Annotated in this window: 27 protein-coding genes and 2 rRNA genes (1 of these 29 only partly in view); 9 read left to right on the top strand and 20 right to left on the bottom strand. The window is 47.1% G+C overall.

What is annotated here, in order from left to right; translation table 11 throughout:
- Positions 1–27: 27 nt before the first annotated feature.
- Complete coding sequence (locus AKN87_RS02175) at positions 28–363, top strand: hypothetical protein (RefSeq protein ID WP_053102309.1); 336 nt, start codon at positions 28–30, stop codon at positions 361–363.
- A 61-nt stretch (positions 364–424) separates the two neighbouring features.
- Here the strand turns inward: AKN87_RS02175 and AKN87_RS02170 are convergent, their stop codons facing one another.
- Positions 425–1,045, bottom strand: coding sequence for an arylesterase (locus AKN87_RS02170; RefSeq protein WP_053102308.1), 621 nt, complete (start codon positions 1,043–1,045; stop codon positions 425–427).
- Between the two features lie 10 nt (positions 1,046–1,055).
- Between AKN87_RS02170 and AKN87_RS02165 the strand changes: the two genes are divergently transcribed.
- From AKN87_RS02165 to AKN87_RS02150, 4 genes are all read left to right on the top strand, one after another.
- A complete protein-coding gene (locus AKN87_RS02165; protein ID WP_053102307.1) occupies positions 1,056–1,730 on the top strand; it encodes an ABC transporter ATP-binding protein in 675 nt (224 codons plus the stop codon).
- On the top strand, positions 1,730–4,219 hold the full coding sequence (locus tag AKN87_RS02160) for an ABC transporter permease (RefSeq protein ID WP_053102306.1): 2,490 nt from the start codon (positions 1,730–1,732) through the stop codon (positions 4,217–4,219). The genes AKN87_RS02165 and AKN87_RS02160 overlap by 1 nt, the downstream gene beginning before the upstream one ends.
- A 213-nt stretch (positions 4,220–4,432) precedes the next feature.
- Positions 4,433–5,062 (top strand): isochorismate family cysteine hydrolase YcaC, encoded by a 630-nt coding sequence (gene ycaC, locus AKN87_RS02155; RefSeq protein WP_053099443.1) that lies wholly within the window; start codon positions 4,433–4,435, stop codon positions 5,060–5,062.
- 104 nt (positions 5,063–5,166) lie between these two features.
- Entirely contained in the window at positions 5,167–6,096 is a 930-nt protein-coding gene (locus tag AKN87_RS02150; RefSeq protein ID WP_231692612.1) for a pirin family protein, read from the top strand.
- 26 nt (positions 6,097–6,122) lie between these two features.
- Here AKN87_RS02150 and AKN87_RS02145 read toward each other — a convergent pair whose 3' ends face one another.
- From AKN87_RS02145 to tusA, 11 genes are all read right to left on the bottom strand, one after another.
- On the bottom strand, positions 6,123–6,782 hold the full coding sequence (locus tag AKN87_RS02145; RefSeq protein WP_053102305.1) for a hypothetical protein: 660 nt from the start codon (positions 6,780–6,782) through the stop codon (positions 6,123–6,125).
- Positions 6,783–6,851: 69 nt separating this feature from the next.
- A complete protein-coding gene (greB, locus tag AKN87_RS02140; protein ID WP_053099441.1) occupies positions 6,852–7,325 on the bottom strand; it encodes a transcription elongation factor GreB in 474 nt (157 codons plus the stop codon).
- Positions 7,326–7,403: 78 nt separating this feature from the next.
- Positions 7,404–8,246: an S-formylglutathione hydrolase gene (fghA, locus tag AKN87_RS02135; protein WP_053102304.1), complete on the bottom strand. Its 843-nt coding sequence runs from the start codon at positions 8,244–8,246 to the stop codon at positions 7,404–7,406.
- A gap of 102 nt (positions 8,247–8,348) precedes the next feature.
- A complete protein-coding gene (locus AKN87_RS02130; protein WP_053099439.1) occupies positions 8,349–9,467 on the bottom strand; it encodes an S-(hydroxymethyl)glutathione dehydrogenase/class III alcohol dehydrogenase in 1,119 nt (372 codons plus the stop codon).
- 26 nt (positions 9,468–9,493) lie between these two features.
- Positions 9,494–12,133 (bottom strand): aminopeptidase N, encoded by a 2,640-nt coding sequence (gene pepN / locus AKN87_RS02125; RefSeq protein ID WP_053102303.1) that lies wholly within the window; start codon positions 12,131–12,133, stop codon positions 9,494–9,496.
- 33 nt (positions 12,134–12,166) lie between these two features.
- The gene (locus AKN87_RS02120) at positions 12,167–13,015 is read right to left on the bottom strand and encodes a DUF2797 domain-containing protein (RefSeq protein WP_053099437.1); all 849 of its coding nucleotides are present in this window, start codon (positions 13,013–13,015) and stop codon (positions 12,167–12,169) included.
- Positions 13,015–13,290 carry a YeaC family protein gene (locus AKN87_RS02115; RefSeq protein ID WP_053099436.1) on the bottom strand — a complete coding sequence of 92 codons (276 nt, stop codon included), beginning with the start codon at positions 13,288–13,290 and terminating at the stop codon, positions 13,015–13,017. Before AKN87_RS02115 ends, AKN87_RS02120 begins: the two co-directional genes overlap by 1 nt.
- Positions 13,291–13,296: 6 nt before the next feature.
- Positions 13,297–14,160: a rhomboid family intramembrane serine protease gene (locus AKN87_RS02110; protein ID WP_053102302.1), complete on the bottom strand. Its 864-nt coding sequence runs from the start codon at positions 14,158–14,160 to the stop codon at positions 13,297–13,299.
- Between the two features lie 34 nt (positions 14,161–14,194).
- Positions 14,195–15,157 carry a metallophosphoesterase gene (locus AKN87_RS02105; protein WP_053099434.1) on the bottom strand — a complete coding sequence of 321 codons (963 nt, stop codon included), beginning with the start codon at positions 15,155–15,157 and terminating at the stop codon, positions 14,195–14,197.
- Positions 15,157–16,047: an NAD(+) kinase gene (locus tag AKN87_RS02100; RefSeq protein ID WP_053099433.1), complete on the bottom strand. Its 891-nt coding sequence runs from the start codon at positions 16,045–16,047 to the stop codon at positions 15,157–15,159. The genes AKN87_RS02105 and AKN87_RS02100 overlap by 1 nt, the downstream gene beginning before the upstream one ends.
- A gap of 58 nt (positions 16,048–16,105) precedes the next feature.
- The gene (gene tusA / locus AKN87_RS02095) at positions 16,106–16,375 is read right to left on the bottom strand and encodes a sulfurtransferase TusA (protein WP_053099432.1); all 270 of its coding nucleotides are present in this window, start codon (positions 16,373–16,375) and stop codon (positions 16,106–16,108) included.
- Between the two features lie 249 nt (positions 16,376–16,624).
- Between tusA and AKN87_RS02090 the strand changes: the two genes are divergently transcribed.
- Together AKN87_RS02090 and AKN87_RS02085 are read left to right on the top strand one after the other, a co-directional pair.
- A complete protein-coding gene (locus AKN87_RS02090; protein ID WP_053099431.1) occupies positions 16,625–17,314 on the top strand; it encodes a crotonase/enoyl-CoA hydratase family protein in 690 nt (229 codons plus the stop codon).
- A 186-nt stretch (positions 17,315–17,500) separates the two neighbouring features.
- Positions 17,501–17,752, top strand: a complete 252-nt coding sequence (locus tag AKN87_RS02085) for a hypothetical protein (RefSeq protein WP_053102301.1) — start codon at positions 17,501–17,503, stop codon at positions 17,750–17,752.
- 34 nt (positions 17,753–17,786) lie between these two features.
- Here the strand turns inward: AKN87_RS02085 and tpx are convergent, their stop codons facing one another.
- Entirely contained in the window at positions 17,787–18,287 is a 501-nt protein-coding gene (tpx, locus tag AKN87_RS02080) for a thiol peroxidase (protein WP_053099429.1), read from the bottom strand.
- Positions 18,288–18,305: 18 nt separating this feature from the next.
- The gene (locus AKN87_RS02075) at positions 18,306–19,676 is read right to left on the bottom strand and encodes an alanine/glycine:cation symporter family protein (RefSeq protein WP_053099428.1); all 1,371 of its coding nucleotides are present in this window, start codon (positions 19,674–19,676) and stop codon (positions 18,306–18,308) included.
- Between the two features lie 146 nt (positions 19,677–19,822).
- On the opposite strand from AKN87_RS02075, the gene nth reads away from it, so the two are divergent.
- The gene (nth, locus tag AKN87_RS02070) at positions 19,823–20,458 is read left to right on the top strand and encodes an endonuclease III (RefSeq protein WP_053099427.1); all 636 of its coding nucleotides are present in this window, start codon (positions 19,823–19,825) and stop codon (positions 20,456–20,458) included.
- Between the two features lie 105 nt (positions 20,459–20,563).
- Entirely contained in the window at positions 20,564–20,749 is a 186-nt protein-coding gene (locus AKN87_RS02065) for a PA3496 family putative envelope integrity protein (RefSeq protein WP_053099426.1), read from the top strand.
- Positions 20,750–20,833: 84 nt separating this feature from the next.
- Here AKN87_RS02065 and purT read toward each other — a convergent pair whose 3' ends face one another.
- The 6 genes from purT to AKN87_RS02040 form a co-directional block, all read right to left on the bottom strand.
- Positions 20,834–22,015, bottom strand: coding sequence for a formate-dependent phosphoribosylglycinamide formyltransferase (gene purT / locus AKN87_RS02060; protein WP_053102300.1), 1,182 nt, complete (start codon positions 22,013–22,015; stop codon positions 20,834–20,836).
- A gap of 80 nt (positions 22,016–22,095) precedes the next feature.
- On the bottom strand, positions 22,096–22,272 hold the full coding sequence (locus tag AKN87_RS12050; protein ID WP_064496066.1) for a DUF1289 domain-containing protein: 177 nt from the start codon (positions 22,270–22,272) through the stop codon (positions 22,096–22,098).
- A gap of 8 nt (positions 22,273–22,280) precedes the next feature.
- On the bottom strand, positions 22,281–22,802 hold the full coding sequence (locus AKN87_RS02055) for a gamma carbonic anhydrase family protein (protein WP_053099423.1): 522 nt from the start codon (positions 22,800–22,802) through the stop codon (positions 22,281–22,283).
- Positions 22,803–22,806: 4 nt separating this feature from the next.
- The gene (locus AKN87_RS02050; protein ID WP_053099422.1) at positions 22,807–23,406 is read right to left on the bottom strand and encodes a CoA pyrophosphatase; all 600 of its coding nucleotides are present in this window, start codon (positions 23,404–23,406) and stop codon (positions 22,807–22,809) included.
- Positions 23,407–23,578: 172 nt separating this feature from the next.
- Positions 23,579–23,694: ribosomal RNA gene (rrf, locus tag AKN87_RS02045) — 5S ribosomal RNA — on the bottom strand.
- 156 nt (positions 23,695–23,850) lie between these two features.
- Positions 23,851–25,698: ribosomal RNA gene (locus AKN87_RS02040) — 23S ribosomal RNA — on the bottom strand; it runs 1,044 nt beyond the window's last position.

Raw genomic sequence — 25,698 nt, 5'->3', positions numbered from 1 at the left:
TCATTGAATACTTTTAAGGAATACAGCATGTTAAATCAGCGATCGTTACTGCTAGCCCTCTTGAGCTGCAGCGGGTTGTTACTCAGCGCCTGTAGTTCAGAGCCCAACAGCCGCCAAATGCAACAAGCGCTCGAGCAAGAGTTACAACAACTAAATAACCTCACCACTGGTTTTTTAGGCAATGAGGCAAAGCTTGAAGTACTTAAGGTAGAAAAACTCAGCTGCCACAACGCCAAACCCGCTGCCGGCTATACCTGCCAGATTGCCGTCACCACTAAGGCGCCATTATTAGGCGAATCAACTAAGCAAAGTCAGGTGCATTTTGTGCAAGGGGAAAATGGAAACTGGCACGTTCTCGACTAGCTTTACCAAACGCTTGACTGCGCCATCGTCAGTCAAGCGTTAACTCAGCCGCGATAAACGCTTAAGGCATTAATACCTGCTCTAGAATAGGCCACACATTAGCCAACAAGATCGGCTGCGCCTCTGCCACGGGATGAATCCCATCGGCTTGCATCATACCCGCTACACCACCTATCCCCTCTAAAAAGAACGGTACTAACCTAATCTCATGCTCTGTTGCCAGCTGCTGATAGACCTTGGCAAAGTTTTGCGTATAGCGCGGCCCATAGTTGGGCGGCAACTGCATACCTAACAGCACTACCTGAGCCTGTTGCGCTGTCGCCAACTCAATCATCTGCTGTAAATTAGCGCGCATAGCATCCAGCGATAAACCGCGCAAGCCATCATTTCCCCCCAACTCCAACACCATCAAGCTTGGCTGATGCTCAGCTAATAACTGCGGTAAACGCTGTAAGCCTCCGGCCGTGGTATCGCCACTGATTGAGGCATTTACGACCCTGGCTGAAATATTTGCTTGCTTAATTTTTTGCTCTAACAAGGCAACCCAGCCCTGCTGAGTTTCCAGTCCGTAAGCGGCACTGATACTATCCCCTACCACTAACACTGTTTGCGCAAACGCGGCACTGACTAATCCAACCGCTAAATAAACTACTAGCGCAATCTTGCTTAACCACTTTTTCATTGAGTGCTCCATGTCTGAACAGATTTTGACTGTACGCCAACTTTACCAAGATGTGACTACCGAAGAAGGCAGTTTGAACATTCTGCAAAACATCTCATTTAGTCTTAATCAAGGCGATAGTTTAGCTATTACTGGCAGTTCTGGCTCAGGTAAATCAACCTTGTTGGGCTTATTGGCCGGCTTAGATACGCCAAGTCAAGGCTCGGTCAAGCTGGCTGGCCACCTGCTTGAAACACTGAATGAGGATCAGCGGGCAGCGGTTCGCGCAGCCCATGTGGGTTTTGTATTTCAAGCGTTTCAATTACTGGACACCTTGAGCGCATTAGAAAATGTGATGCTGCCACTGGAGCTAGCAGGGACAAATAATGCAGCGCAACAGGCCTTAGAACTTCTGCAACGAGTTGGATTAGCTCACCGTACTAAACACACCCCCCGCCAACTATCTGGTGGTGAACAGCAACGAGTTGCCATTGCTCGCGCTTTTGCCGCGCGCCCACAAATTTTATTTGCCGATGAACCTACCGGTAACTTGGATAGCAAAACAGGCCAACATATTAGTGATCTGATTTTCGCCTTAAACCAAGAGCAAGGCACGACTTTGGTCCTTGTTACCCATGATGAACAATTAGCCCAGCGCTGCCAGCAGCAGTTACGCTTAGACGCTGGCCAGCAGGTAGCCGAGTGATGCCTCAGTCCATGTTGGCGGTATTTTTCTTAGCTCTGCGACAATTATTGCGTGAAACTAAAGCCGGCGAAGTTCGGGTTTTATTTTTTGCCCTATTAATTGCGGTTGCCGTGAGCAGCGCGGTTGGGCATTTTGCTGAGCGTCTACAAGGAGCGATGCAATCACGGGCTGGCGAGTTTTTAGCCGCTGACTTAGTGCTATCTGGTACGGTGCCAGCAACTGCCACGCAAATTAAAACCGGTGTCGCCCATCAATTACGCCATGCCTCAACCGTCGAGTTTGCCACCATGCTGGCCAGCGAAGAGGCACTACAATTAGTCAGCGTTAAAGCGGCCAGTAATCATTATCCGCTCCGCGGTGAGCTGGCTAGCAGCACTGACGTGTATGGCAATGAAGTTAAAGGTGATACGCCTCAACCCGGTGAAATCTGGCTTGAGCCCAGACTATTTGCCGCCCTCAAGATCAGTGTCGGTGATCTAGTTGACTTAGGTGCTATTCAATTAAAAGCTACTCGAGCGCTGACCTATGAGCCCGATCGTGGTGCTAGTTTTGCTAACCTAACGCCGCGGGGCATCATGCACCTAGATGACTTAGCGGCCAGCCAAGTAGTTCAGCCGGGCAGTCGTGTGCGCTATCGGGAGTTATGGGCCGGAGATGAAACTAATTTAACTGCCTATAAGCAAGCCATTACTCTAACCTCTCAGCAGCAGTTTGAAGACCTAAATGATAGTAATCAGCAAGTAAGCAATGCCTTGCTGCGCGCTGAGCGCTACCTAAACCTTGCTAGTTTGGCTGCCATTTTGTTGGCAGCTGTAGCCGTTGCCTTATCAGCTAATCATTTTGCCCAACGGCGCTTAGACCATGCGGCTTTACTGCGCTGTCTAGGCCTAAGTCGTGCACATACGCTGCTTTTTTTCTTATTCCAGCTGTTGTTTTTAGGGCTAAGTGCCGGCGTTTTAGGGGCATTAATGGGGATAGCAATTCAGGCAGGATTATTTACCGCCCTCAGCCAACTGCTCAATACTCCCTTACCCGCACTTTCTGCTGTGCCTTCTATGACTGGCATGGGCACTGGGTTCATTACCCTATTTGGTTTTGCTTTACCACCACTGTTAGCCCTTGGTCGCGTACCGCCCATTCGGGTATTACGCCAATCTGCGATGCCACCTGCAGCTAGCCAGCTCTTTATTTATGGCTTAGCGTTATTCTCCGTAATGCTACTGATGTGGCGGCTTAGTTTAGATTGGAGTTTAACCCTAGCTTTATTAGGCGGTGGACTTGTGGCAGCGACAGTGCTCGGTTGCTTAGTCTGGTTTAGCTTAGCAAGCTTGCGTCGGCTACTCGCTACACGACAATTGGCATGGCGCTTAGGTTTTGGTCAGTTATTGCGCAAGCCACTTGCTGCAATTGGTCAAGTCTTGGCGTTTGGATTAATTTTGCTATCCATGGCTTTGATTGCTCTATTACGCGGTGAGCTGCTGGATAGCTGGCAAGCCCAATTACCCAGCGATGCACCTAATATTTTTGCAATTAATATTTTGCCCCATGAGCAGCAGGCTTTTGCTGAACATATCCAACGTTTTGATCCTCGGCCAGCAACGCTGTTTCCTATGCTGCCTGCACGCTTAAGTCAGATTAACCAACAACCAGCCAGCGAGTTTGTGGCAGCAGGCTCACAAGGTATGCAGAGTCTGCAGCGCGACCTTAACGTGACCTGGACAGAACACCTCCCTAGCGCCAACGCGATAACCAGCGGCCAGTGGTGGCAAGCAAGCGCTCAGGGTGCAGAAATATCAGTCGAGCAAGAGTTTGCTAAGCGTTTAGGCCTAATCCTAGGTGATCGCTTAACCTTTACCTTTGGCGCGGTTGAGAAAACAGCTACCATTACCAGCTTAAGATCGGTTGATTGGAACAGTATGCAACCTAATTTCTTTGTGATTTTTTCACCCGATAGCCTAAACCAGCTTCCCTTCACCTGGATAACCAGCTTTTATCTAGCCGCTGACGAGCAACAGGATTTGGCAGCACTAAATCAGCAGTTCCCAAGTGTTACTCTGCTGCAAGTGGACGCTATTATTGAACAACTCCGCAGTATTCTGGCGCAGGTCACACTAGCGGTAGAATTTATTTTACTGTTCGTTTTGGCTGCAGGCTTAACCGTGTTATTTGCCGGATTACAAAGCACCTTAGCTGAACGCACTCAGCAAGCAGGCTTACTCAGGGCGTTAGGTGCCGAGCGGGCTTTGCTAGTCAAAACGAGACGCTACGAATTTGCCTTAATTGGTTTTATCAGTGGCAGCTTAGCTTGGCTTGGCACCGAGCTCAGCAGCTGGGTGCTGTACCGTTATGCTTTTGATTTAACTTGGTCTCCGCATCCTTGGTTACTGTTAGTGCCGCTGTTAGGCGCGGTCGTGATTTTAACTGCCGGTAGTTTAGGAACCCGTAAAGTACTTAATACCAGCCCAATGCAAACCTTACGCCAGGGATAAATAAAGGGAGTAGCCTAGTTTAGGCTGCTGACTCATGCCAAGCGTTAGCGTTTGCTATTTAAGGAGCTTCTAGCGTTCCATCATTAAAACAGTCCGTCCTTATTTAACCCTCTAATCTTGAGCTACAAGGTTAACTACTATCGATGCTGAAGTTGAATTAGTTGCATCACCGTAACTAATTCAATCCCTGTGATTCGATGATGCGAGGTGTATATGTCATTTCAATACCAACGTTTAGATAAAGATAACGCTGCGGTTCTGCTAGTGGATCACCAAGCAGGCTTACTGTCTTTAGCCCGTGATTTTAATGCCGACGAATTTAAAAATAACGTTATGGCATTAGCGGATATTGCCAACTTTTTTGAATTACCGACTATTTTAACGACCAGCTTTGAGCAAGGCCCTAACGGCCCTTTAGTTCCAGAACTAAAGCGTGCCTTCCCAGATGCGCCTTACATTGCCCGCCCTGGTCAAATCAATGCCTGGGATAACGAAGACTTTGTTAAAGCAGTTGAAGCAACCGGTAAAAAACAACTGATTATTGCCGGTGTCGTCACTGAAGTCTGTGTGGCTTTCCCAGCACTTTCTGCCATTGAAGCAGGGTATGAAGTGTTTGTGGTCACCGATGCATCGGGCACCTTTAATAAAACCACCCGTGATGCCGCTTGGGATCGTATGTCAGCGGCTGGCGTACAATTAATGAGCTGGTTTGGCGTAGGCTGTGAACTGCATCGCGATTGGCGTAATGACATTGAAGGCTTTGGTGGTATTTTGGCAGGCCATTTACCGGCCTATTCCAACTTAATTCAAAGCCGCGACGACACTTTACAACACAATAGCTAATTAGTGCTGTGCTAACTCAGCATCACAGTGGCTTGCCTACTGTGATGCTTTTTAGTGTACGCTCAATGACACAATCACCGCCTGTCAGGATTAAGGAGTAACCGATGAGTTCATCTATCCATATGACCCCAGAACAATACGCTGAATGTCGGCATCATAGTCAGATCACTCCGCCTTTAGCCTTAACCGCGCGGGAGGCTACGCTGGGCGAAGGAATGAAAATTCGCCGCTTATTACCCCACCGCCAGCAGCGCATGATCGGTGCTTGGTGTTTTTTTGATCACGCCGGTCCCGCTGATGTAAGTCAAGGCTCCGGGGTACGTGTTGGGCCACATCCTCATACAGGCTTGCAAACTTTTAGTTGGATGATCGAAGGCGAAATTTTGCATCGTGACAGTCTTGGAGTAAAACAGTTGCTCACCCAAGGCCAAGTTAATCTGATGACTGCCGGCCGTGGAATTTCTCACTCTGAAGAGTCCCCAGAGCAACGTTCGCCGCAATTACAACTGGCCCAGTTTTGGATAGCTCTACCAGATGAAAAACGCTTTATCGAGCCCGCATTTGAGCATTACCCAGAGCTACCTAAGGTTGCATTGGAACAAGCCCAGTTAACGTTACTGATAGGGGAAATGTTCGGTCACGTTTCACCCGTTGCAGTGCATACTCCACTGCTCGGCGCTGATATTACGAGCCAAGCAGCGACCACCCTTAACTTGCCACTTAATCCAGCATTTGAGTATGGCATTGCGGTACTCACCGGCAGTGCCAGAGTAGAAGATCAACAATTACAACCGGGCACTTTGCTGTATTTAGGAAAAGGTCGAAGCCAGATTGATTTAGCAGTGTTAGAGGCCAGTCAAATCATTCTAATTGGCGGTGAGCCCTTTACTGAAGAAATCATGCTGTACTGGAATTTTGTCGCACGTAATAAAACCGAAGTGTTAGAGTTCATCCAGCTTTGGAAAGAAACCGATCACTTCGGCCAAGTCGTTGGTTATGAGGGCGAGCCTTTAGCTGCACCAGACTTGCGTTAAGCAATCTAAGGCTATTGTTGCCGCCATTACTGGCAGGAATAGCCTTCTGGCATTTTAACTTTAAACGCCAGCTCTTGCCGCTGACTGAGATCGACATAGCCCAACGCTCGCTCGACCAAAAAGTCTTCAACTTTTTTATCTTTACACTGGGTGTTACTTGAGCTGGCAATCACGCTAAGTACTGTTTGCTGACTCGCAGGATCAATTCCAGTTAATTTAAATTCGGAATAGCGAGTGTAGCCTACTCGCTCGGAGGTACCGACTGGGCCGTAAACTGGGCGAGCACTTTGGCTGCATGCACGCACACCTTGCTCATCAGTGTAACAGTGACTGAAGTATTCAGTATGGGTATAACCATAATCCGTAGCCTGATAGCTATAGGCTTGCTGCTCTGTGCTAACACTCAGTCGGAAAATAAGCTGCACATTATCTACAGACTGCTGAGCGCTAGCGACCATTACCTGCTGAAAGCCAAGCTGCCGAAGACCGTCAGCCACTTTGGGTAAATAATAACGCGCTTTTAATGCTTCAGCCCCTTGACCCTCTGCTTGCACCAATACAGGTGCGGTGTAGTTAAATTGATACTGCGGATCAGGCAAACTATGCAGGCTTAAAGGCATTACTGTACTGCACCCCAATAAACTTAAGCTGCTAAGGCCAAACAAACCGTAAACACAACTTTTCATTACCCTACTCCCGCCCACTTCCTACACCCAACAGCTATGGTCCGCCCCTCAGCGCCAGCAAGCAACGAATTAAGCGTAACGAATGCCAACAATATACCAATGCGCCTCACCACTAGGGGTACGCACGATAACTTCATCATCTAAGGTTTTACCTAAGCACGCCTTAGCCATAGGTGACTTAAGAGAAATATAGTTTTTTTCACCATACACCTCTTCATCCCCCACAATTCTAAAGGTCAAACTTTCTCCCTGATCGTTTTCTAGCTCGCACCAAGCACCAAAAAATACCTTACCTTCTTGCACGGGGTGGTACTCAATTCGTTCAGCCACCTCAAATAATTTAGTGAGATAGCGAATACGCCGATCAATTTCCCTTAATTTTCGCTTATTGTATTGATAATCGGCATTTTCTGAACGATCTCCTAAACTCGCCGCCCAAGAGACTATTTGGGTAATTTCAGGACGATGCTCACGTATTAGATAACTGAGTTCGTTTTTTAATTTATCGTAGCCTTCGGCAGTCAGTAATGTTCGATGCTTCAAGATGGCTAACCTCAAACCCTAGAATAGACAATAAAAAAGCGCCTAGCTGTCTAGACGCTTACCGACTAAACCAATAACTTAGCGTAAATGCTTTGCATGATGGTACAAGTGATCTTCAATAAAGCTAGCAATAAAATAATAGCTATGATCATAGCCTTCTTGCAGGCGTAACTTCAGCGGATACCCCACCTGCTCGGCCGCCTTAACTAGCGCCTCGGGTTTGAGTTGAGTCGTTAAAAAACTATCCGCCGTGCCTTGATCCACTAAGGTCGGAAGCTTTTCTGTAGCTTGAGCTAGTAGCTCACAGGCATCCCACGCCTCCCATGTTTGACGATCTTCGCCCAAATAGTGACTAAATGCTTTTACACCCCAAGGACAATTGATTGGATTGCTAATTGGAGCAAAGGCCGAGATCGATTGATAACGTCCTGGGTTCCGCATCGCGCAAACTAACGCTCCATGCCCGCCCATCGAGTGGCCACTGATACCGCGCTTATCGGTTACCTTAAACTGCTGCTCAATTAGCGCTGGTAATTCCTGCACCACATAATCATGCATTTGGTAATGGGCCTGCCAGGGCTGCTCGGTTGCATTGAGATAAAAACCTGCACCTAAGCCAAAATCCCACGCCTTTTCAGGATCATCGGCCACCTGCTCACCGCGCGGACTGGTATCAGGCGCCACAATGATAATACCCAGCTCAGCAGCGACGCGTTGCGCTCCGGCTTTTTGCATAAAGTTCTCATCGGTGCAGGTTAAGCCAGACAACCAGTATAAAACTGGGCAAGCTTCACCTTGCAGCGCTTGTGGCGGCAAGAATACTGCAAACTCCATGGAGCAATTAAGGGTACTGGACTGATGACGGTAACGATGATGCTCGCCACCAAAGCAAAGGTTAGAACTAAGTTTTTCTAAAGACATACTGTTCCCCCAAACATTAACGCCTTACCTGGCTAAGAATGTGCTTTTAAAGCGCTGCTTAGTCACTTAACTCAGCAGCGCTTCATTTCTCAAACGAGCGACTTAAAAATGAATCACGCTACGAATACTTTTACCTTCTTCCATTAATTTAAAGGCTTCATTAATTTCATCCAGTCCCATGGTATGGGTAATAAAGGTATCCAGTGGAATTTCGCCGTTCTGAGCTTTTTCTACGTAGTTAGGCAATTCAGTGCGACCTTTTACACCACCAAACGCACTGCCACGCCATACGCGGCCAGTCACTAGCTGGAATGGACGCGTACTGATTTCTTGGCCCGCACCCGCCACTCCAATAATGGTCGACTCACCCCACCCTTTATGACAACACTCAAGCGCAGCACGCATTAGCTGCACGTTACCGACACATTCAAATGAATAGTCCACACCGCCATCAGTCATTTCTACAATCACTTCTTGGATCGGTTTGTCATAATCTTTTGGATTAACAAAATCGGTAGCACCTAACTCTTTGGCGATATCAAACTTACTTGGGTTAATATCAATGGCAATAATCCGGCTAGCTTTATTCATTTTGGCGCCGATAATCGCCGCTAAACCAATACCGCCTAAGCCAAAGATCGCCACAGTAGCGCCAGCTTCAACTTTAGCCGTGTTAATCACAGCACCAATACCTGTGGTAACGCCGCAGCCCAATAAACAGACTTTCTCTAATGGCGCTTCTTTTGGCACTTTAGCTAATGAAATCTCAGGAACTACCGTGTACTCCGAGAAGGTTGAGGTGCCCATATAGTGGTAAATGGGCTCTCCCTTATAGGAAAAACGCGTGGTGCCGTCAGGCATTAAGCCTTTCCCCTGGGTTTCGCGTACGGCTTGGCATAAGTTAGTTTTACCAGACGTGCAATACTTACAGGTACGGCATTCAGCGGTATACAAAGGAATTACATGATCGCCTACCGCAAGTGACGTGACGCCTTCACCCACAGCTTCGACAATTCCACCCCCTTCATGGCCTAAAATCGCAGGAAACACCCCTTCTGGGTCTTCTCCAGATAAGGTGTAAGCGTCAGTATGGCACACCCCAGAAGCGACAATTTTGACTAAGACTTCGCCTGCTTTAGGCATTTCCACATCCACTTCAACCACTTCTAGAGGTTGCTTTGGACCAAAGGCCACGGCCGCACGGGATTTAATCGTTTTCATCTTCACTCTCCGATACAGTCTGTTAATTACAGGCTTTTATTCACTACTTCATACACGTCAGGCGATAACTGCTCGGCCTGTTGAATGCGTTGTAACTGTTTTTTCATCGCACTGCGTTGCGGCTCAGCAAAGCGCTGCCAGCGCGTTAGCGGAGCAAGTATCCTAGCCGCCATTTGTGGGTTTAATCGATCTAATTGTAAAATTTGCTCAGCTAAGAAAGCATAACCACTGCCATCAGCTTGGTGAAAGTTCACTAAGGACTGATTGGCAAAAGCACCTATTACTGAACGCACTTTATTCGGATTTTTAATGCTAAATTTAGGGTGTTGCATCAAGGTTTTCACTCGCCCTAAACCACCCTTTAAAAAGCTACCCGCTTGCACACTAAACCATTGATCCATGACTTGCGCATCATCGGCAAACTCCCGCTCAAATGCCGCTAATGCTTGCTGTTTCTCATAGCATAGACTGGAGTTAACCAGGCAGGTTAACGCAGCGAAGCGCTCGGTCATATTATCGGCATGCTCAAACTGATCAACGCAGGCTAAAACAATTTCAGGTAACTCAGTGAGCATTAAATAACTAAGTGCTACGTTCTGCCAGCGGCGGCGCGCCACATGGTCAGCCTGGGCTGAATACTCCACTTCTTGTGAAATATGACGGGCCGACTGATAACGAGTCCACAGCGCATCTTTTAACTGTACCGCTATTTGCAAGCGTAACGCCTCACGCGCTTGGTGAATGGCTTGCACGTCTGCTTGAGTAAACTGCTCAATCAGATAGCTTTCACTTGGCAAACTAAAAATTTCAGCTTTTAAAGCCACATCCAGGGTTGGATCTTGAGCAACGGCTCCCAACGCGTGAATAAAGACGCTAAGATCGGCTTTGGCATCAGCCATCAACGCTTTAATCGCCCTAACCGCTAATTGCTGTCCTGCCTCCCAACGATTAAAGCCATCACTATCATGCTTGAGCAAAAACACTAATTGTTCAGTACTATAAGCAAAAAATAAATTTACCGGGGCAGAAAAATCGCGCAGCAATGAGGGCACCGGCGCGTCTGTTACCTTTATAAACTCAAATGTTTGTTCTGCTTCAGTAACGACCAATACTCGAGTACCAATGCTCGCCTGAGTCTCGCCTGCCAGCTGTAACGGTAAATCACGCCCCTTAGCATCTAAGAGTCCCACAGCTAAAGGAATCACCAGGGGCGCTTTATCAGGCTGCCCCGGAGTCGCTGGACAACTTTGTTTTACCTTAAGGCGATAAACCTGCTGCTGTGGATCATAGTGATCAGTCACGTTTAATACAGGCGTACCCGCTTGACTATACCAGCGCTTAAACTGGGTTAAATCTTGCCCGCTAGCATCTTGCATGGCTTGAATAAAGTCATCACAAGTAACAGCTTGCCCATCATGCCTTGCAAAATACAAATCCGAACCTTGACGGAAGGCTTTTTCACCCAACAAGGTATGAATCATTCGAACAACTTCAGCACCTTTTTCATAAATGGTTAAGGTATAGAAGTTGGAGATTTCTAGATACTCCTCAGGTCGCACTGGGTGCGCCATGGGACCCGCGTCTTCAGCAAATTGATGGGTACGCAGATAAGCTACATCTTCAATTCGCTTTACCGCTTTCGAGTTCATATCCGCGGAAAACTGCATATCACGAAAGACCGTAAAGCCTTCTTTTAGTGATAGTTGAAACCAATCACGACAGGTTACTCGGTTACCTGACCAGTTATGAAAGTATTCATGGGCCACAATGCTTTCAATTCGCTGATAAGTCGCATCAGTCGCGGTTTCGGGCTTAGCTAACACACAACTGGAGTTAAAAATATTTAACCCTTTGTTTTCCATTGCGCCCATATTGAAATCATCCACGGCCACGATCATAAAAATATCTAAATCGTATTCACGCCCATACTTTTCTTCATCCCAGCGCATGGATTTTTTTAAGCTATCCATACCATGCTGGCATTTATCAATATTCTTTGGTTCGACATACAGCTGCAGTGTCACCTCACGACCACTGAGCGTAGTGAAGCGATCTTCAACGCACCATAAATCACCAGCGACTAAAGCAAATAAATACGCTGGTTTTTTAAATGGGTCTTCCCAGGTCGCCCAATGCCGTCCCTCTTCAGCTTGACCACTAGCAATTAAATTGCCATTTGAGAGTAAGACCGGATAACGGTTTTTATCCGCACTTAAGGTCGTGGTAAAGCGACTCATGACATCTGGACGATCAAGGTAATAGGTAATTTTACGGAAGCCTTCCGCCTCACACTGAGTGCAAAACATACCGCCGGACTTATATAAACCCTCAAGCGCGGTATTGTTTTGCGGCTCAATACGCACGGTACTGTCGATCACAAAGGCTTCACTATCAGGCTGCAAACTAAGCTGATAAGGGCTGAGCTGATACTCGTCGGCGCTGAGCTCACGATCATTCAGTGCCAGCCGCTGCAAACTGAGCTCCTGTCCGTCTAAATGTAACGGCGGTAAATTCGTGTCTAAAGCGGGGTTACGCTGCATTACCAGCTGCGCATGAACTAACGCGTACTCTTCGTATAACTCAAACGTAAGATGGGTTTCGTTAATTAAGTAATCAGGCTGCTGATAAGCACTTAAACGAATCATTTGCGGTTGTTCTGTACGCATAGGTTCCTCGTTGCGAAATAAGATAACAATCGTTCAGACACTCACAGACGCTTGCACGCTGAGTGCCGTTTGGTAAGCGGTATATTTACGCAAATTAATGACGCCAGTATCAAAAATTAAATACTGCCCTTTTAAACCCAGCAATGTACCTTCAGCCGCGGGTTGCTTATCTAAATTAAAACTACTGATCTTGCTCAGGTACTGCTCAACGGGATAGCTAATTTCTAACACAGTTGCGCTGTTAATCGGCTGAATGGCTTGGAGACCAAAGCGTTGTTGGAGTTCAGTCAGTGCTGGCTGACAAGTTTGGGTAATCTGATCGCGTATCTGCGGCAAATCTAAAGGTTCTGCTTCTGCCCGTAGCAAAGCACGCCAATTCGTGCGATCGGTGACTTGGCTGCGCAAAATATCTTCTACCAATCCCGATTGTTGGCGAGTCGCTACGCGAAAAATCGGCAAGGCTTGAGCAGCGCCCTGATCTAGCCAACGCGTCGGCACTTGGTTAGCTCGCGTAATACCTACTTTAACCCCAGTCGAATTAGCCAAGTACACAATGTGCTCGGTCATGCAAAACTGGCTAGCCCAAGTTTCATCACGGCAAGTGCCTTGATCAAAATGGCACTTTTCAGGGCTCATAATGCAGGTATCGCATTGCGGTAAAGCCTTAAAGCATGGCCAGCAATAACCTTGGGCAAAACTTTTTTTGGTTTTTCGCTGGCAGTGAATGCAATGAATCTCACCTAAATGCGTCAGTTTTAACTGCTTACCAATCAGCTCGTTCATCGCAATCGTTTGATTGCCTAAATTGAGCTGGTACTCTGCCACTGGATCACCAAGGGCAATGTGCATTTTATGCAACGTTCCACGGCTTAACTCTTGCATCAATGGAGCGTACCTGCAGCCGGTGCAAACAAGCTGTCATCCACTTCGGCTAGTTTTTTACTCTGTGAGGCACAGGCTTGTCCGCCCATATACCCAGTGCGTTGCTCTTCAGGTAAGTTTTTTTGCTCCCAGGCGATCATTGCCATCAAGCTAATTTCTTTTTGCTCTTGGGTTAGTTTACGGCCATCCGACCACTTGCCAATTTCCACTGCTAACTTTAACTCTTGATAGATTTCAGGAGTAATATTTTGAATCATCGCTAAAAAATTCTGCATAGATAATTACCGCACCTGTTGTTGTTTTGCTCGCCAGCCGCCGACTGCGCCAGCTAAGCATCCTACGATAAGCCCACTGACGTGCGCCGCATTGGCAATTGCCCCAAAACCGAGCCAAGTCACAATGCCGGTTAAGCATAACACTAACCAAGCTAACATCATGACGACCACGCCTTTAGGCAAACTAGTAAAGGCACTCGGCACTTGCCGCTGATACAGCCAGCAATAGCCCAATAAGGCATACAGCACGCCAGACAACCCGCCAAATAAACTGGGTCCAGAAAAAAAGTATTGCGCGTAGTTCGATAGTCCACCGGCAACTAGAGTTAATAGCAAGAGAAATAAGCCGCCATGCCGCCACTCAATACGTTTACCTAGCTCCCAAAACCACAGACTGTTCATTGCCAAGTGTAAAAAACCAAAGTGAATCAAAATCGGACTGATCAATCGCCACCACTGCCCGCTTTCTAAGCTAGCATTTAAGCTTGAAAAATATAGGTAAGGGGCTTGCACATAAAAGTCAGTAAAACTGAAATAGCTTAAGGTGTGAAAGTTCTCGCCCACTTGGGTGATTAATGCAACTAACGCCGTCAGTATTAAAACAGTCGTTGTCATAGGCGCACGTTTTAATTGGCCTAATACAGGACGAGTCAGCGATGAACGCTGATAGGTTTGGGTATGCGTCAACTCCCCGGCTTGCCACGCTTGGTACAAAGCCTCTACTTGCTGTTGCTGAGCCTGCAGTATCCATAGTTCTTGCTGCCCTGCATGCTCAATCACCCGATGCATAATCTGCTGCGCATTAAGTAAAGCCAGTAATGGGCTTAGATCTTGATCCAGTGGTAGCGCTAACGCTTTTACAAACTGCATACACCCTCTTTAGCTGATGCCAAGCATCCTAAAATTAAACCGCATTCACCCAAACAAACTTATTGGGTAGCAAGACGTCTTCTGCATCAAGTCGATAAGCGACTAACTTACCCCCATTGACTGCACTGTAATCTAAGCACGCCACATTAGGCCGAATCATAGTTGGATGCCCTTTACGCCAATAATGACCAACAAACAATATCGGCTGCAAACGATCATAGCGCATCAAAGATGCACGATAGCTCATAGGCAAAGGCTCATTGGCAATCGCCTCAGGTAGTGCATCCGGCTGAAACACTAAATCACCGTAAGTTTCAGGTTCTTGCTCCTCTTCCCAAAACTTGCTGCGAAAAAACGAGCGAATATAGCCATCACTACTGACTTGTGATGCGCCATGGGGTAACCGTAAATTAATGCCACGTAATAATCGGTTAAACACTTGATCAGCAAAACTGCCCTGAAAGGCTGCTTGCTGTAAAAACGTACGATCAATTCGTCCATCAGGATAACTGCTACGCAGCGTATCAATTAAAGGCTGATCCCATAAAGCATGAACTAAACGAAAACGCCCCGCATCAAGAAATAACGGTAAGCTATGAAACCAAGTGACAAAATCCTTCCAATCATAAGGATGGGCAACAAACTGCGCATGGGTTTCCGCCTGTAAACGGGCATGACGTTTAGTATGCTCTCGCACAAAAAGTTTACCGCTACCAGCTGGCGCTGGCGTATTCCACGCCAGCGCATAAAATTCATGGTTGCCCATAATACAATGCGCCTGCCCTCGATCCACCATGTCATGGACTAGGTGCAAGGCTTCACGAATCTGTGGGCCACGGTCAATAATATCGCCTAGAAACAGCATTTGCCGCGTTGGATGCTGCCAAATGCCTTTAATTCGCCGATACCCCAGCTGCTCTAATAAACGCACTAAGGTAGCGGCACATCCATGGATGTCACCTACTACATCATAGCCACGAGCAGAATCTAACCACATTAGTCTTGCCCTTTACCTAATCGACTGCCCCAACCCAATTTATCGCGGCAGACTGCGTAGTAATTATGATCAAGGGGATGAATTAAGTTCAGTTTTTGTGGTTTACGCTGAATATGCAGCGTATCGCCTGGTGCACAGGTAACATGGTTTTGCCCATCACAAGACACCAAGGGGTAAATGGTTAAATCCGTTGACACCACCACTTTCAGTTCACTGTCTGCACTGACTACAATCGGGCGACTAGATAAGGTATGCGGATACATCGGTACCACCACGATGACATCTAGCTTAGGGTGCATAATCGGGCCGCCTGCAGACAAAGCATAAGCCGTAGAGCCAGTTGGCGTAGAAATAATGAGTCCATCGGCTTTTAAGCTGTACACAAACTGGCCATCAATAAATAGCTCAAACTCAATCATGCGCGTTGATTTACCTGGATGCAGCACTACATCATTCAGCGCATCGGCTTGTCCAATTGGCTGACCATCACGGCGCACTTCGGTTTCCAGTAAAAAGCGCTGTTCGGTGGTATAACGCCCAGATAATACCTCGGCAATTTTTTCTTCCATTTCATCGGGCGCAATATCGGTCAAAAAACCTAAATTACCACGATTAATCCCGAGCACCGGCACTTTAGAGCGGGCCAAAGCCCGCGCTGCGCCAAGCATACTGCCATCACCACCAACGACAATGACTAAGTCACAGATTTCACCTAACATTTTTCGGGAGCAGGTTTGCAAATGATGACCGGGCAACAGCTCGGCAATGGTGTCTTCTAAAATCACATGCAAATGCCGACTGAGCAAATAGCGCTTGAGTCGACGAATAGTCTCCAGTACCTTCGCACTGCCCATGCGCCCAATAATGCCAATATTACGAAACTGTTCCATAAGGCTCCTGCCCAGCTCGAAGAAAAATAATGAATACTCAGCGGCTCACGCCAACCACTTAGTCAGCTTTCTTTTGAATCCAATATTCAAACTCTGAGTCTTGCACTTGTTGTGCCAACAACACATGCCCCAAAAATGTACAAAATTTAGGTATATCACGTTGGGTTGAAGGGTCAGTAGCAATGACGTGTAACACTTCACCCGCCTGCAATTGGCGCACACTATTATGCAGCATCATCACTGGCTCAGGACAAAACAAGCCTCGCGCGTCTAATTCGCTGGCAATCATTAGTTGCTGGGGATCCACTGCTTGTTGGTTATGATTCATGCGGTACTCACTACATTATATTAATTCACGCGCCCAGCGGCTGGCTAACTACTCGCCATCGCCCGCAACTGATTCAACCGACGCCCGTCACGTTTGATGCCGTATATCTGTGACCACATCAGACTAAATAGTCAGCTTATGGTCTTTACCAAAACATTAGACCTCGGTAAGGTTAGCCTCATTCTATCCCTTCCTCTGCCTGTCTGCATCGGCAGAGCATTAATCTACAGCATGAAAGAAGAATGAACCATGACCGAACTTGTTGATTACTCCCTAGACAATGGCATTGCCACCCTAACCTTGCAAAACGGTAAAGTGAATGCCATCTCACCTGATTTAATTGCCTGCTTTAATCAGTGCTTAGATCAAGCAGAAAAAGACCGTGCCGTAGTGATCATCACTGGTAAAGAAGGTATTTTATCAGGCGGTTACGATCTTAAAGTAATGACTTCCGGCCCTGAGCACGCAGTGAACTTGGTCAGCCTAGGCTCCACCCTCTCAGCCCGTTTATTGGCCCATCCGTTTCCTGTCATTGTGGCCTGCTCTGGACATGCGGTAGCTAAAGGCGCTTTTTTACTGCTCAGTGCTGATTATCGCATTGGTGTCAGCGGTCCTTTCAATATTCAACTAAATGAAGTGCAAATTGGCATGACCATGCACCATGCCGGTATTGAGTTGGCGAAAAATCGCTTAACACCGGCTAGCTTTGAACGCTCGGTGATTAATGCCGAACCCTTTAGCCCAGAGCAAGCAGTCGCTGCAGGCTTTTTAGATCAGGTAGTCGCCCCTGAAGCACTGATGGCCACTGCAAAAGCCACAGCAGAAATGATGAAAAAGCTGAATATGAATGCCCATAAAAACACTAAGCTCAAAGTACGCAAGCAGCTTTTAGCAGATCTCGCCCAAGCGGTAGAGTTAGATAAAGCGCACTTAGGTTAATTCTAGCGCGTTTATTCTTATACAGTTATTCCGAAATAGAATAAGGAGCTAGATATTAGCTCCTTTACTGCATTTTGATCGTTACATTAAGGTTGCTTAATCGGCTGAGAGTAGCTTTCTCTTAGCTAATCAGCTACAAAGCTGTTTAGGAAACCATGGAGTCATTATGCAGAAAAGGAGACTGTTATGAAAATTTACTTTCCTGCAGCTGCAGAACGTTTAGGCTATTTGTTTTTAAGTTGCTTTTTATTGCATGGCTGCTTGGTTGAAGCAGACTCTACGCCGGCTAAAACCCACGTAGAATCACAGCTCACCCACCACCTTCCCACCCTTGCCGAACAGCTTAGCACCACTACAACCTTACAACCCCAAACTGAATTTACCCTACCTGAAGCTGAACTCGTTCACGCTGAGGCAGAGGAAACCTTCGTTTTCTAAAGATTCTTACTTCAGATCACAGCTAAACACTGGCCTAAGCCAGTGCTGCCAATGCTGCTAGGTAATCTGGCTCTTCAGTAATTTCTGCTACTAACTCACTGTAAAGCACTTCGTTATCTTCATCGAGCACAATCACTGCCCGCGCACCTAAACCGGCTAACGGCCCTTCGGCAATATCAACTCCATAGGCTTGAAAAAAGTCTGGATCACGCATAGTGGATAACATCACCACTCGCTCTAAGCCTTCGGCGCCACAAAAGCGCGCTTGAGCAAAGGGTAAATCCGCTGAAATACACAAAATGCGGGTATTTTTTAACTCCGACGCTTTCTCATTAAACTTACGCACTGAAGTAGCACAGGTCGGTGTATCAATACTTGGAAAAATACTAATAATTTTACGCTGTCCATCTAGACTAGCAAGACTCACTTCCTCCAAATTAGAGCCGACCAAGCTAAAGCCTGGCGCGGTATCGCCTGGTCGTGGAAAGTTGCCATCAATGCGTACTGGGCTATTTTTAAATGTTACTTGAGACATACCACTCACCTTAAACAGTTATCGTTGATTGGAAGAAATACAATGGCTTTGATCCGCAAAATATTGGCGGGTTAATTGAATGACTAAAGGACTTAATAAGAGTAAAGCTAGCAAGTTTGGCAACGCCATTAACCCGTTCAGAGTATCGGCTAACAGCCAGACAAACTTCAGCTTAACTAAGGCGCCTATCGGCAACGCTAACACCATCAGCACGCGATACGGAACTACCGCTTTAGTCCCAAGCAAATACTCCCAACAGCGCTCACCATAATAGCACCAGCCTAAAATCGTGGTAAAAGCAAACACCACTAAGGCCAGTGTAAGAATATAGCCGCCAACCCCTGGCAAAGCACTTTCAAATGCGGCTGAAGACAGTACTGCGCCACTCTCACCTGAACTCCACACACCAGTACAAACAATGGCTAAGCCCGTCATGCTACACACAATTAAAGTATCAATAAAGGTTCCCATCATGCCGATTAAGCCAGAACGTACAGGACTATTACTGGTTCCTGCAGCTTGGGCAATTCCCGCACTACCAAGTCCTGCTTCGTTGGAAAAAATCCCGCGCGCCACGCCCATTTGAATCGCCACAATCATTGCTGAACCGGCAAAACCACCTACGGCTGCATGACCATTAAAGGCTGACTCTACAATCAGCTTAAATGCTCCTGGAATTGCCGTATAATTAATCGCCAGTACCACCAAAGCTGCCATTACATAGGCTACACACATAAAGGGCACTAAAGTTTGAGCTACTGCCCCAATGCGCTTAATGCCGCCCAGTACGACTAAGCCTACCGCAAACATTGCGATTAAACCGGTTCCCCATAATGGCACCGCAAACACATTGGCTAAGGCATCAGCCATGCTATTAACTTGTACTAGATTACCGATCCCAAAACTTGCTAAACCGCCAAATAAAGCAAAGGCTGCGCCTAACCAAGCCCAGCGCTGATGTAAACCATTTTTAATGGCATACATCGGCCCTCCAACAAACTCTCCTTGGGCATTTTTCTGCCGAAAATGTACGGCTAAGACCACTTCTGCATATTTTGTTGCCATGCCGACCAATGCCGTGCACCACATCCAAAACAGCGCGCCCGGCCCGCCTAAGGCGATTGCGGTCGCTACTCCGGCGATATTTCCAGTTCCCACCGTAGCGGCTAACGTCGTCATGAGCGCAGCAAAAGGACTGATATGCCCCAAATGCGCTGCGCCCGTTTCACGGCCTCGCCACAGCTCCTTAAAACCTAAACTGATCCTTAACAGCGGCATGCCTTTTAAGCGCAGCATTAGGTAAAACCCGGTACCCAACAAGGCAATCAGCATGGGAACACCCCAGACTAAGCCATTAATCGTTGTTACCCATTCCGAAATTAATTCCATTAGTTGCACCCACTCATAAAGACAGCTCAGTAGTTTGCAGCAGGATTTTATCGGGTCAAGTTCTATCTGGTATTTTTTCTTCAGCTGTGCAGCAGCAAAACTGTCCGTTTTTTAGTAAGATCGCTCCTTTTCATGGACAATCTATTATGAATGCGCAAAAACGCTACGAAATTTTTAGTCGCTTTCGCGAAGATAATCCTAAGCCAGAAACCGAGCTTAACTACAGCAACCCTTTCGAGCTACTGATTGCGGTGATCCTATCGGCACAAGCCACCGACGTAGGTGTTAATAAAGCCACCGATAAGCTATTTCCCGTAGCTAACACCCCAGAAGCAATCTTTGCCTTAGGCTATGATGGGTTATGCGAATACGTCAAAACCATTGGCCTCTACCCAACCAAAGCTAAAAATATTATTAAAACTTGCCAAATACTGATCGAGCAGCACAACAGTCAAGTGCCGCAAACTCGGGCTGAACTAGAAGCGCTACCTGGCGTAGGCAGAAAAACGGCAAATGTGGTGCTTAATACCGCCTTTGGGCAAATCGCCATGGCTGTTGATACTCATATCTTTCGAGTAAGTAATCGCACCGGAATTGCACCGGGTAAAAACGTATTAGAGGTTGAAAAAAAACTTCTACGCTTGGTGCCTAAAGAGTTTTTACTAGATGCACACCATTGGTTAATCCTGCATGGCCGTTACGTTTGTCAGGCTAGGAAACCACGCTGCGGGAGCTGCCGGATTGAGGATCTATGCGAGTTTAAAGAGAAAACCTCTGATTAATTAATCTAATCTAATAAATTAATAGAACCGATAGATTTTTTCATATTTACCTAGATAAAAATAATAGATATAAGGTGCGCCAACGCCCGCCGTTAGGAGATAAATATGAGTGATGATATTGAGCTAGATGACGATTTTTTAGATGATGATGCAGATCCCGTAGCTGAAGAAGACACACCAGCAGAAACCAGTAAAAGCAGTCTAACTAGACGCCGAGTTATAGATAACTTACTTGAAGAAAGACGTCTACAAAAAGAACTTGCAGACTTTGATTTCGACTTTGACGATTAATCAACCTGAGTGAAATCACGCTATTAATCTGCTGCTAGCTAGGAAACTCGCCGTTATTGAGCCGAGTTTCCAGCCGCGCTTGAGTTAAAGCTCTATGCGAACACTTTTAGCAGACTTTTCTGCTTTAGCAACCGCTGATTCAATGCTCTCCGCTCTTGCTAAAGCAACGCCCATACGTCGTTCACCATCAACGTCTGGCTTACCAAATAAACGCAAGCTGGTATCTGGTTCAGATAAAGCCACGGTTAAGTTAGCAAAGCTCACTTCTTCAGAACAGCCGCTGGCTAAAATCACTGAAGAGGCGCTTGGGCCATGCTGAACAATATTGGGAATCGGTAAACCTAAAATAGCCCGTGCATGCAATGCAAACTCTGAGAGATCCTGCGAAATCAGCGTGACTAAACCTGTATCATGGGGCCGTGGTGAGACCTCGCTAAACCACACCTCATCACCTTTCACAAATAGCTCGACACCAAATACCCCGCGTCCGCCTAAATCATCGGTAATGCTTTTAGCAATATATTTCGCTTGTTCAAGGGCAACTGTAGACATTGCTTGAGGCTGCCAAGACGACTGATAGTCACCATTTTCTTGACGATGCCCAATAGGTTCACAATATAAGGTGCCCTGCGCATGGCGCACTGTGAGTAAAGTAATTTCGTAGTCAAAGTCAATAAAGCCTTCAACAATGACACGCCCAGCTCCTGTACGCCCGCCTTCTTGTGAGTACTGCCAAGCACTGGCTAAATCTGCAGCACTACGCAGTACGCTTTGACCTTTACCAGAAGAGCTCATTAACGGCTTAACCACACAAGGATAACCGAGTTTTTCTACGGCTAACTGATAGTCATCATAATCATCAGCAAAAAAATAGGGAGAAGTAGGTAACTCGAGTGTTTCTGCAGCTAAACGACGGATGCCTTCCCGATCCATGGTCAGCTGAGCAGCACGCGCGGTAGGAATAACGGTGAAACCCTCATCCTCTAGCTGCTTAAGGGTCTCAGTCGCAATCGCCTCAATTTCTGGGACAATAAAATGCGGCTCCTCCTGCTCAATAATCGCGCGTAGCGCTTCACCATCAAGCATATCGACTACATAGCTACGATGCGCTACCTGCATGGCCGGCGCATTGGCATAACGATCAAGGGCAATGACTTCCACACCTAATCGCTGCAGTTCAATAGTTACTTCTTTACCTAGCTCACCTGAGCCACAGAGTAAAACTCGCGTTGCGCTATCAGATAGCGGCGTTCCTAAACAGGGCATACATTCCTCAACGTGCCGTAAACATGGCAGTACAATACACCAAATAAAGCCTAGTTAGAAATAACCAATAAGCCAGTTGACTACTTTTGTGCCCGTTGCTTAATTCTTTCTAAAACGGCCAAACGCTGTTCGTTACTCATCTTCCCCCACTGGCTAATTTCCTGCCCAGAACGTAAACACCCCATACAAACATCATCAATATCTAAAGCACAAATACTGACACAAGGCGATTTCACTGGACGTTCTTTACTATTCATCTCAGCACTCATTTTAATCGGATTAAACTCTGTTGGTAGCGCTTAGCATTTTCCACATAATGGATAGCATTCAGTTTCAATTGAGTAACCTGCTGTTCAGTTAACTGCTTAACCACTTTACCCGGTGAACCAACCACCAAACTATTATCTGGAATTTCTTTACCCTCAGCAATTAAAGTATTAGCACCAATGATGCAGTTTTTGCCGATGATCGCCCCATTTAAGATCACCGCATTAATTCCAATTAAACTCCCATCACCGACGCTACAGCCATGCAGCATTGCATTATGGCCGACTGTAACATGCTGACCTAAGGTCAAGGGATATCCCATATCGGTATGCATAACCGCGCCATCTTGGACATTACTGCCGACACCGATCTGGATTAACTCATTATCGCCACGCAACACCGCACCAAACCAAACACTACTGTCTTGTGCTAAACGCACCTTACCAATTACCACTGCTGTTTCAGCAACCCAAGCGCTAGGATCAATCTCAGGAGTATTCTCATTTAAAGCATAAAGCATTTTATTATTCTCTTTCTGTAAGTTGAGCAGGAGGGACCCGCAAATCAATATTGAGCCCATAAATCACATTGATCAGCTCAACGATCATAACTGCGGTTAGCCCCCAAATTTTGTAGCCTTGGAAAAAATAGCTTGGCACGTACCAACTTTCACCTAAGTAATCGATACGATGAGTGATACTACGAGGGTCATTGGCAAAAAAATCCAGCGGCACACTAAACACTGAAGCGATTTCAGCTTCATTGGCCTTATATTCTAAAAAACTAGGCACGATACCAACAATAGGCGTGACTTTCACCCCATGCAAAGAGACCAGTTGACTCATGGGCCCCACTACTTCGACAAGACCTGGAGCCAAGCCGATTTCTTCTTCCGCTTCCCGTAGCGCGGTGTATATCAAGTCAGGATCTGTTGCATCTTGATGACCACCAGGAAAGGCTACCTCACCACTATGCGTAGACAAGCCACTCGCTCGCAAGGTCAGAATAATTTCAGGGGATTCTGTCCGAGTCATAGGCACTAGGACAGCTGCTTCCGCTCGAGCAGCAGCTGCTAGTTGTCTTGGCCGATGCGTTTTAACTTTATTTACCACTTGATCTAACATAGCCCACCTTTTTTGTTTCATCATGCCATGCTTTACATGCTGAGAAAACTAAACTAATGAGTAAGCCGAACGCTTTAAAATATAGCAAATAAAAAGTTAACCTTAAAAACTAATAAATCCTAAGCAAAAAAATCCCCTGTCGCGATGTGCGTACAGGGGATTTTTGTTTGGCGCTTGACGATGACCTACTCTCACATGGGGAAACCCCACACTACCATCGGCGATACATCGTTTCACTACTGAGTTCGGGAAGGGATCAGGTGGTTCCAACGCTCTATGGTCGTCAAGCAATTCTTTAGAAGGTCCGTTGTGGGCTGGGCAGGTGTGCCTCGGCTTTGTCGTGCCTTCGAATTAGGTATGTAATAGTAGTTGATTCGGTGTTTTGAGTTCAACTAAATTTTCGTTTGTTTGGTATCAACCAGACCCAAATTGTTTGGGTGTTATATGGTCAAGCCTCACGGGCAATTAGTATTGGTTAGCTCAACGCCTCACAGCGCTTACACACCCAACCTATCAACGTCGTAGTCTTCGACGGCCCTTTAGGGGATTCAAGATCCCAGTGAGATCTCATCTTGAGGCACGCTTCCCGCTTAGATGCTTTCAGCGGTTATCGTTTCCGAACATAGCTACCCGGCAATGCCACTGGCGTGACAACCGGAACACCAGAGGTTCGTCCACTCCGGTCCTCTCGTACTAGGAGCAGCCCCTCTCAAATCTCAAACGTCCACGGCAGATAGGGACCGAACTGTCTCACGACGTTCTAAACCCAGCTCGCGTACCACTTTAAATGGCGAACAGCCATACCCTTGGGACCGGCTTCAGCCCCAGGATGTGATGAGCCGACATCGAGGTGCCAAACACCGCCGTCGATATGAACTCTTGGGCGGTATCAGCCTGTTATCCCCGGAGTACCTTTTATCCGTTGAGCGATGGCCCTTCCATACAGAACCACCGGATCACTAAGACCTACTTTCGTACCTGCTCGACTTGTTGGTCTCGCAGTTAAGCGCGCTTTTGCCTTTATACTCTTAGACCGATTTCCGACCGGCCCGAGCGCACCTTCGTACTCCTCCGTTACTCTTTAGGAGGAGACCGCCCCAGTCAAACTACCCACCATACACTGTCTTCGATCCGGCTTACGGACCTGAGTTAGAACCTCAAAGTTGCCAGGGTGGTATTTCAAGGTTGGCTCCACTGCAACTGGCGTCACAGTTTCAAAGCCTCCCACCTATCCTACACAAACAACTTCAAAGTCCAGTGCAAAGCTATAGTAAAGGTTCACGGGGTCTTTCCGTCTTGCCGCGGATACACTGCATCTTCACAGCGATTTCAATTTCACTGAGTCTCGGGTGGAGACAGCGCCGCCATCGTTACGCCATTCGTGCAGGTCGGAACTTACCCGACAAGGAATTTCGCTACCTTAGGACCGTTATAGTTACGGCCGCCGTTTACCGGGGCTTCGATCAAGAGCTTCGCTTGCGCTAACCCCATCAATTAACCTTCCGGCACCGGGCAGGCGTCAGACCCTATACGTCCACTTTCGTGTTTGCAGAGTCCTGTGTTTTTAATAAACAGTCGCAGCGGCCTGGTATCTTCGACCAGCCAGAGCTTACGGAGCAAGTCCTTCACCCTAGCCGGCGCACCTTCTCCCGAAGTTACGGTGCCATTTTGCCTAGTTCCTTCACCCGAGTTCTCTCAAGCGCCTTGGTATTCTCTACCCGACCACCTGTGTCGGTTTGGGGTACGGTTCCTAACTATCTGAAGCTTAGAAGATTTTCTTGGAAGCATGGCATCAACCACTTCATCCTCATAAGAGGACTCGTCATCAGCTCTCGGCCTTAAGATCCCGGATTTGCCTAAGATCTCAGCCTACTGCCTTAAACACGGACAACCAACGCCGCGCTGGCCTAGCCTTCTCCGTCTCTCCATCGCAATAGTTAGAAGTACAGGAATATTAACCTGTTTCCCATCGATTACACTTCTCAGTCTCACCTTAGGGGCCGACTCACCCTGCGTCGATTAACGTGGCGCAGGAAACCTTGGTCTTTCGGCGTGGAAGTTTTTCACTCCCATTATCGTTACTCATGTCAGCATTCGCACTTCTGATACCTCCAGCAAGCTTCTCAACTCACCTTCACAGGCTTACAGAACGCTCCTCTACCGCACACTCAAAAGAGTGCACCCGTAGCTTCGGTGTATGGTTTGAGCCCCGTTACATCTTCCGCGCAGGCCGACTCGACTAGTGAGCTATTACGCTTTCTTTAAAGGGTGGCTGCTTCTAAGCCAACCTCC

The sequence above is a fragment of the Thiopseudomonas alkaliphila genome (assembly GCF_001267175.1).
In the GTDB taxonomy this organism is placed as follows: domain Bacteria; phylum Pseudomonadota; class Gammaproteobacteria; order Pseudomonadales; family Pseudomonadaceae; genus Oblitimonas; species Oblitimonas alkaliphila.
Note: the sequence above shows the minus strand (reverse complement) of the source record. Positions and strands in the feature narration are given on the sequence as shown.

Bases quoted from the DNA above. Each gene is read 5' to 3' on its own strand.
- tusA (WP_053099432.1), bottom strand. From the start codon at position 16,375: ATGAATCATAACCAACAAGCAGTGGATCCCCAGCAACTAATGATTGCC.
- AKN87_RS02090 (WP_053099431.1), top strand. From the start codon at position 16,625: ATGACCGAACTTGTTGATTACTCCCTAGACAATGGCATTGCCACCCTA.
- AKN87_RS02165 (WP_053102307.1), top strand. From the start codon at position 1,056: ATGTCTGAACAGATTTTGACTGTACGCCAACTTTACCAAGATGTGACT.
- AKN87_RS02105 (WP_053099434.1), bottom strand. From the start codon at position 15,157: ATGTGGTTAGATTCTGCTCGTGGCTATGATGTAGTAGGTGACATCCAT.
- fghA (WP_053102304.1), bottom strand. From the start codon at position 8,246: ATGTCTTTAGAAAAACTTAGTTCTAACCTTTGCTTTGGTGGCGAGCAT.
- AKN87_RS02065 (WP_053099426.1), top strand. From the start codon at position 20,564: ATGAGTGATGATATTGAGCTAGATGACGATTTTTTAGATGATGATGCA.
- tpx (WP_053099429.1), bottom strand. From the start codon at position 18,287: ATGTCTCAAGTAACATTTAAAAATAGCCCAGTACGCATTGATGGCAAC.
- AKN87_RS02115 (WP_053099436.1), bottom strand. From the start codon at position 13,290: ATGCAGAATTTTTTAGCGATGATTCAAAATATTACTCCTGAAATCTAT.
- AKN87_RS02085 (WP_053102301.1), top strand. From the start codon at position 17,501: ATGAAAATTTACTTTCCTGCAGCTGCAGAACGTTTAGGCTATTTGTTT.
- pepN (WP_053102303.1), bottom strand. From the start codon at position 12,133: ATGCGTACAGAACAACCGCAAATGATTCGTTTAAGTGCTTATCAGCAG.
- AKN87_RS02160 (WP_053102306.1), top strand. From the start codon at position 1,730: ATGCCTCAGTCCATGTTGGCGGTATTTTTCTTAGCTCTGCGACAATTA.
- AKN87_RS02130 (WP_053099439.1), bottom strand. From the start codon at position 9,467: ATGAAAACGATTAAATCCCGTGCGGCCGTGGCCTTTGGTCCAAAGCAA.
- nth (WP_053099427.1), top strand. From the start codon at position 19,823: ATGAATGCGCAAAAACGCTACGAAATTTTTAGTCGCTTTCGCGAAGAT.
- AKN87_RS02100 (WP_053099433.1), bottom strand. From the start codon at position 16,047: ATGGAACAGTTTCGTAATATTGGCATTATTGGGCGCATGGGCAGTGCG.
- AKN87_RS12050 (WP_064496066.1), bottom strand. From the start codon at position 22,272: ATGAATAGTAAAGAACGTCCAGTGAAATCGCCTTGTGTCAGTATTTGT.
- AKN87_RS02050 (WP_053099422.1), bottom strand. From the start codon at position 23,406: ATGTTAGATCAAGTGGTAAATAAAGTTAAAACGCATCGGCCAAGACAA.
- AKN87_RS02110 (WP_053102302.1), bottom strand. From the start codon at position 14,160: ATGCAGTTTGTAAAAGCGTTAGCGCTACCACTGGATCAAGATCTAAGC.
- AKN87_RS02120 (WP_053099437.1), bottom strand. From the start codon at position 13,015: ATGCAAGAGTTAAGCCGTGGAACGTTGCATAAAATGCACATTGCCCTT.
- AKN87_RS02150 (WP_231692612.1), top strand. From the start codon at position 5,167: ATGAGTTCATCTATCCATATGACCCCAGAACAATACGCTGAATGTCGG.
- purT (WP_053102300.1), bottom strand. From the start codon at position 22,015: ATGCCCTGTTTAGGAACGCCGCTATCTGATAGCGCAACGCGAGTTTTA.
- AKN87_RS02170 (WP_053102308.1), bottom strand. From the start codon at position 1,045: ATGAAAAAGTGGTTAAGCAAGATTGCGCTAGTAGTTTATTTAGCGGTT.
- ycaC (WP_053099443.1), top strand. From the start codon at position 4,433: ATGTCATTTCAATACCAACGTTTAGATAAAGATAACGCTGCGGTTCTG.
- AKN87_RS02075 (WP_053099428.1), bottom strand. From the start codon at position 19,676: ATGGAATTAATTTCGGAATGGGTAACAACGATTAATGGCTTAGTCTGG.
- AKN87_RS02055 (WP_053099423.1), bottom strand. From the start codon at position 22,802: ATGCTTTATGCTTTAAATGAGAATACTCCTGAGATTGATCCTAGCGCT.
- AKN87_RS02145 (WP_053102305.1), bottom strand. From the start codon at position 6,782: ATGAAAAGTTGTGTTTACGGTTTGTTTGGCCTTAGCAGCTTAAGTTTA.
- AKN87_RS02175 (WP_053102309.1), top strand. From the start codon at position 28: ATGTTAAATCAGCGATCGTTACTGCTAGCCCTCTTGAGCTGCAGCGGG.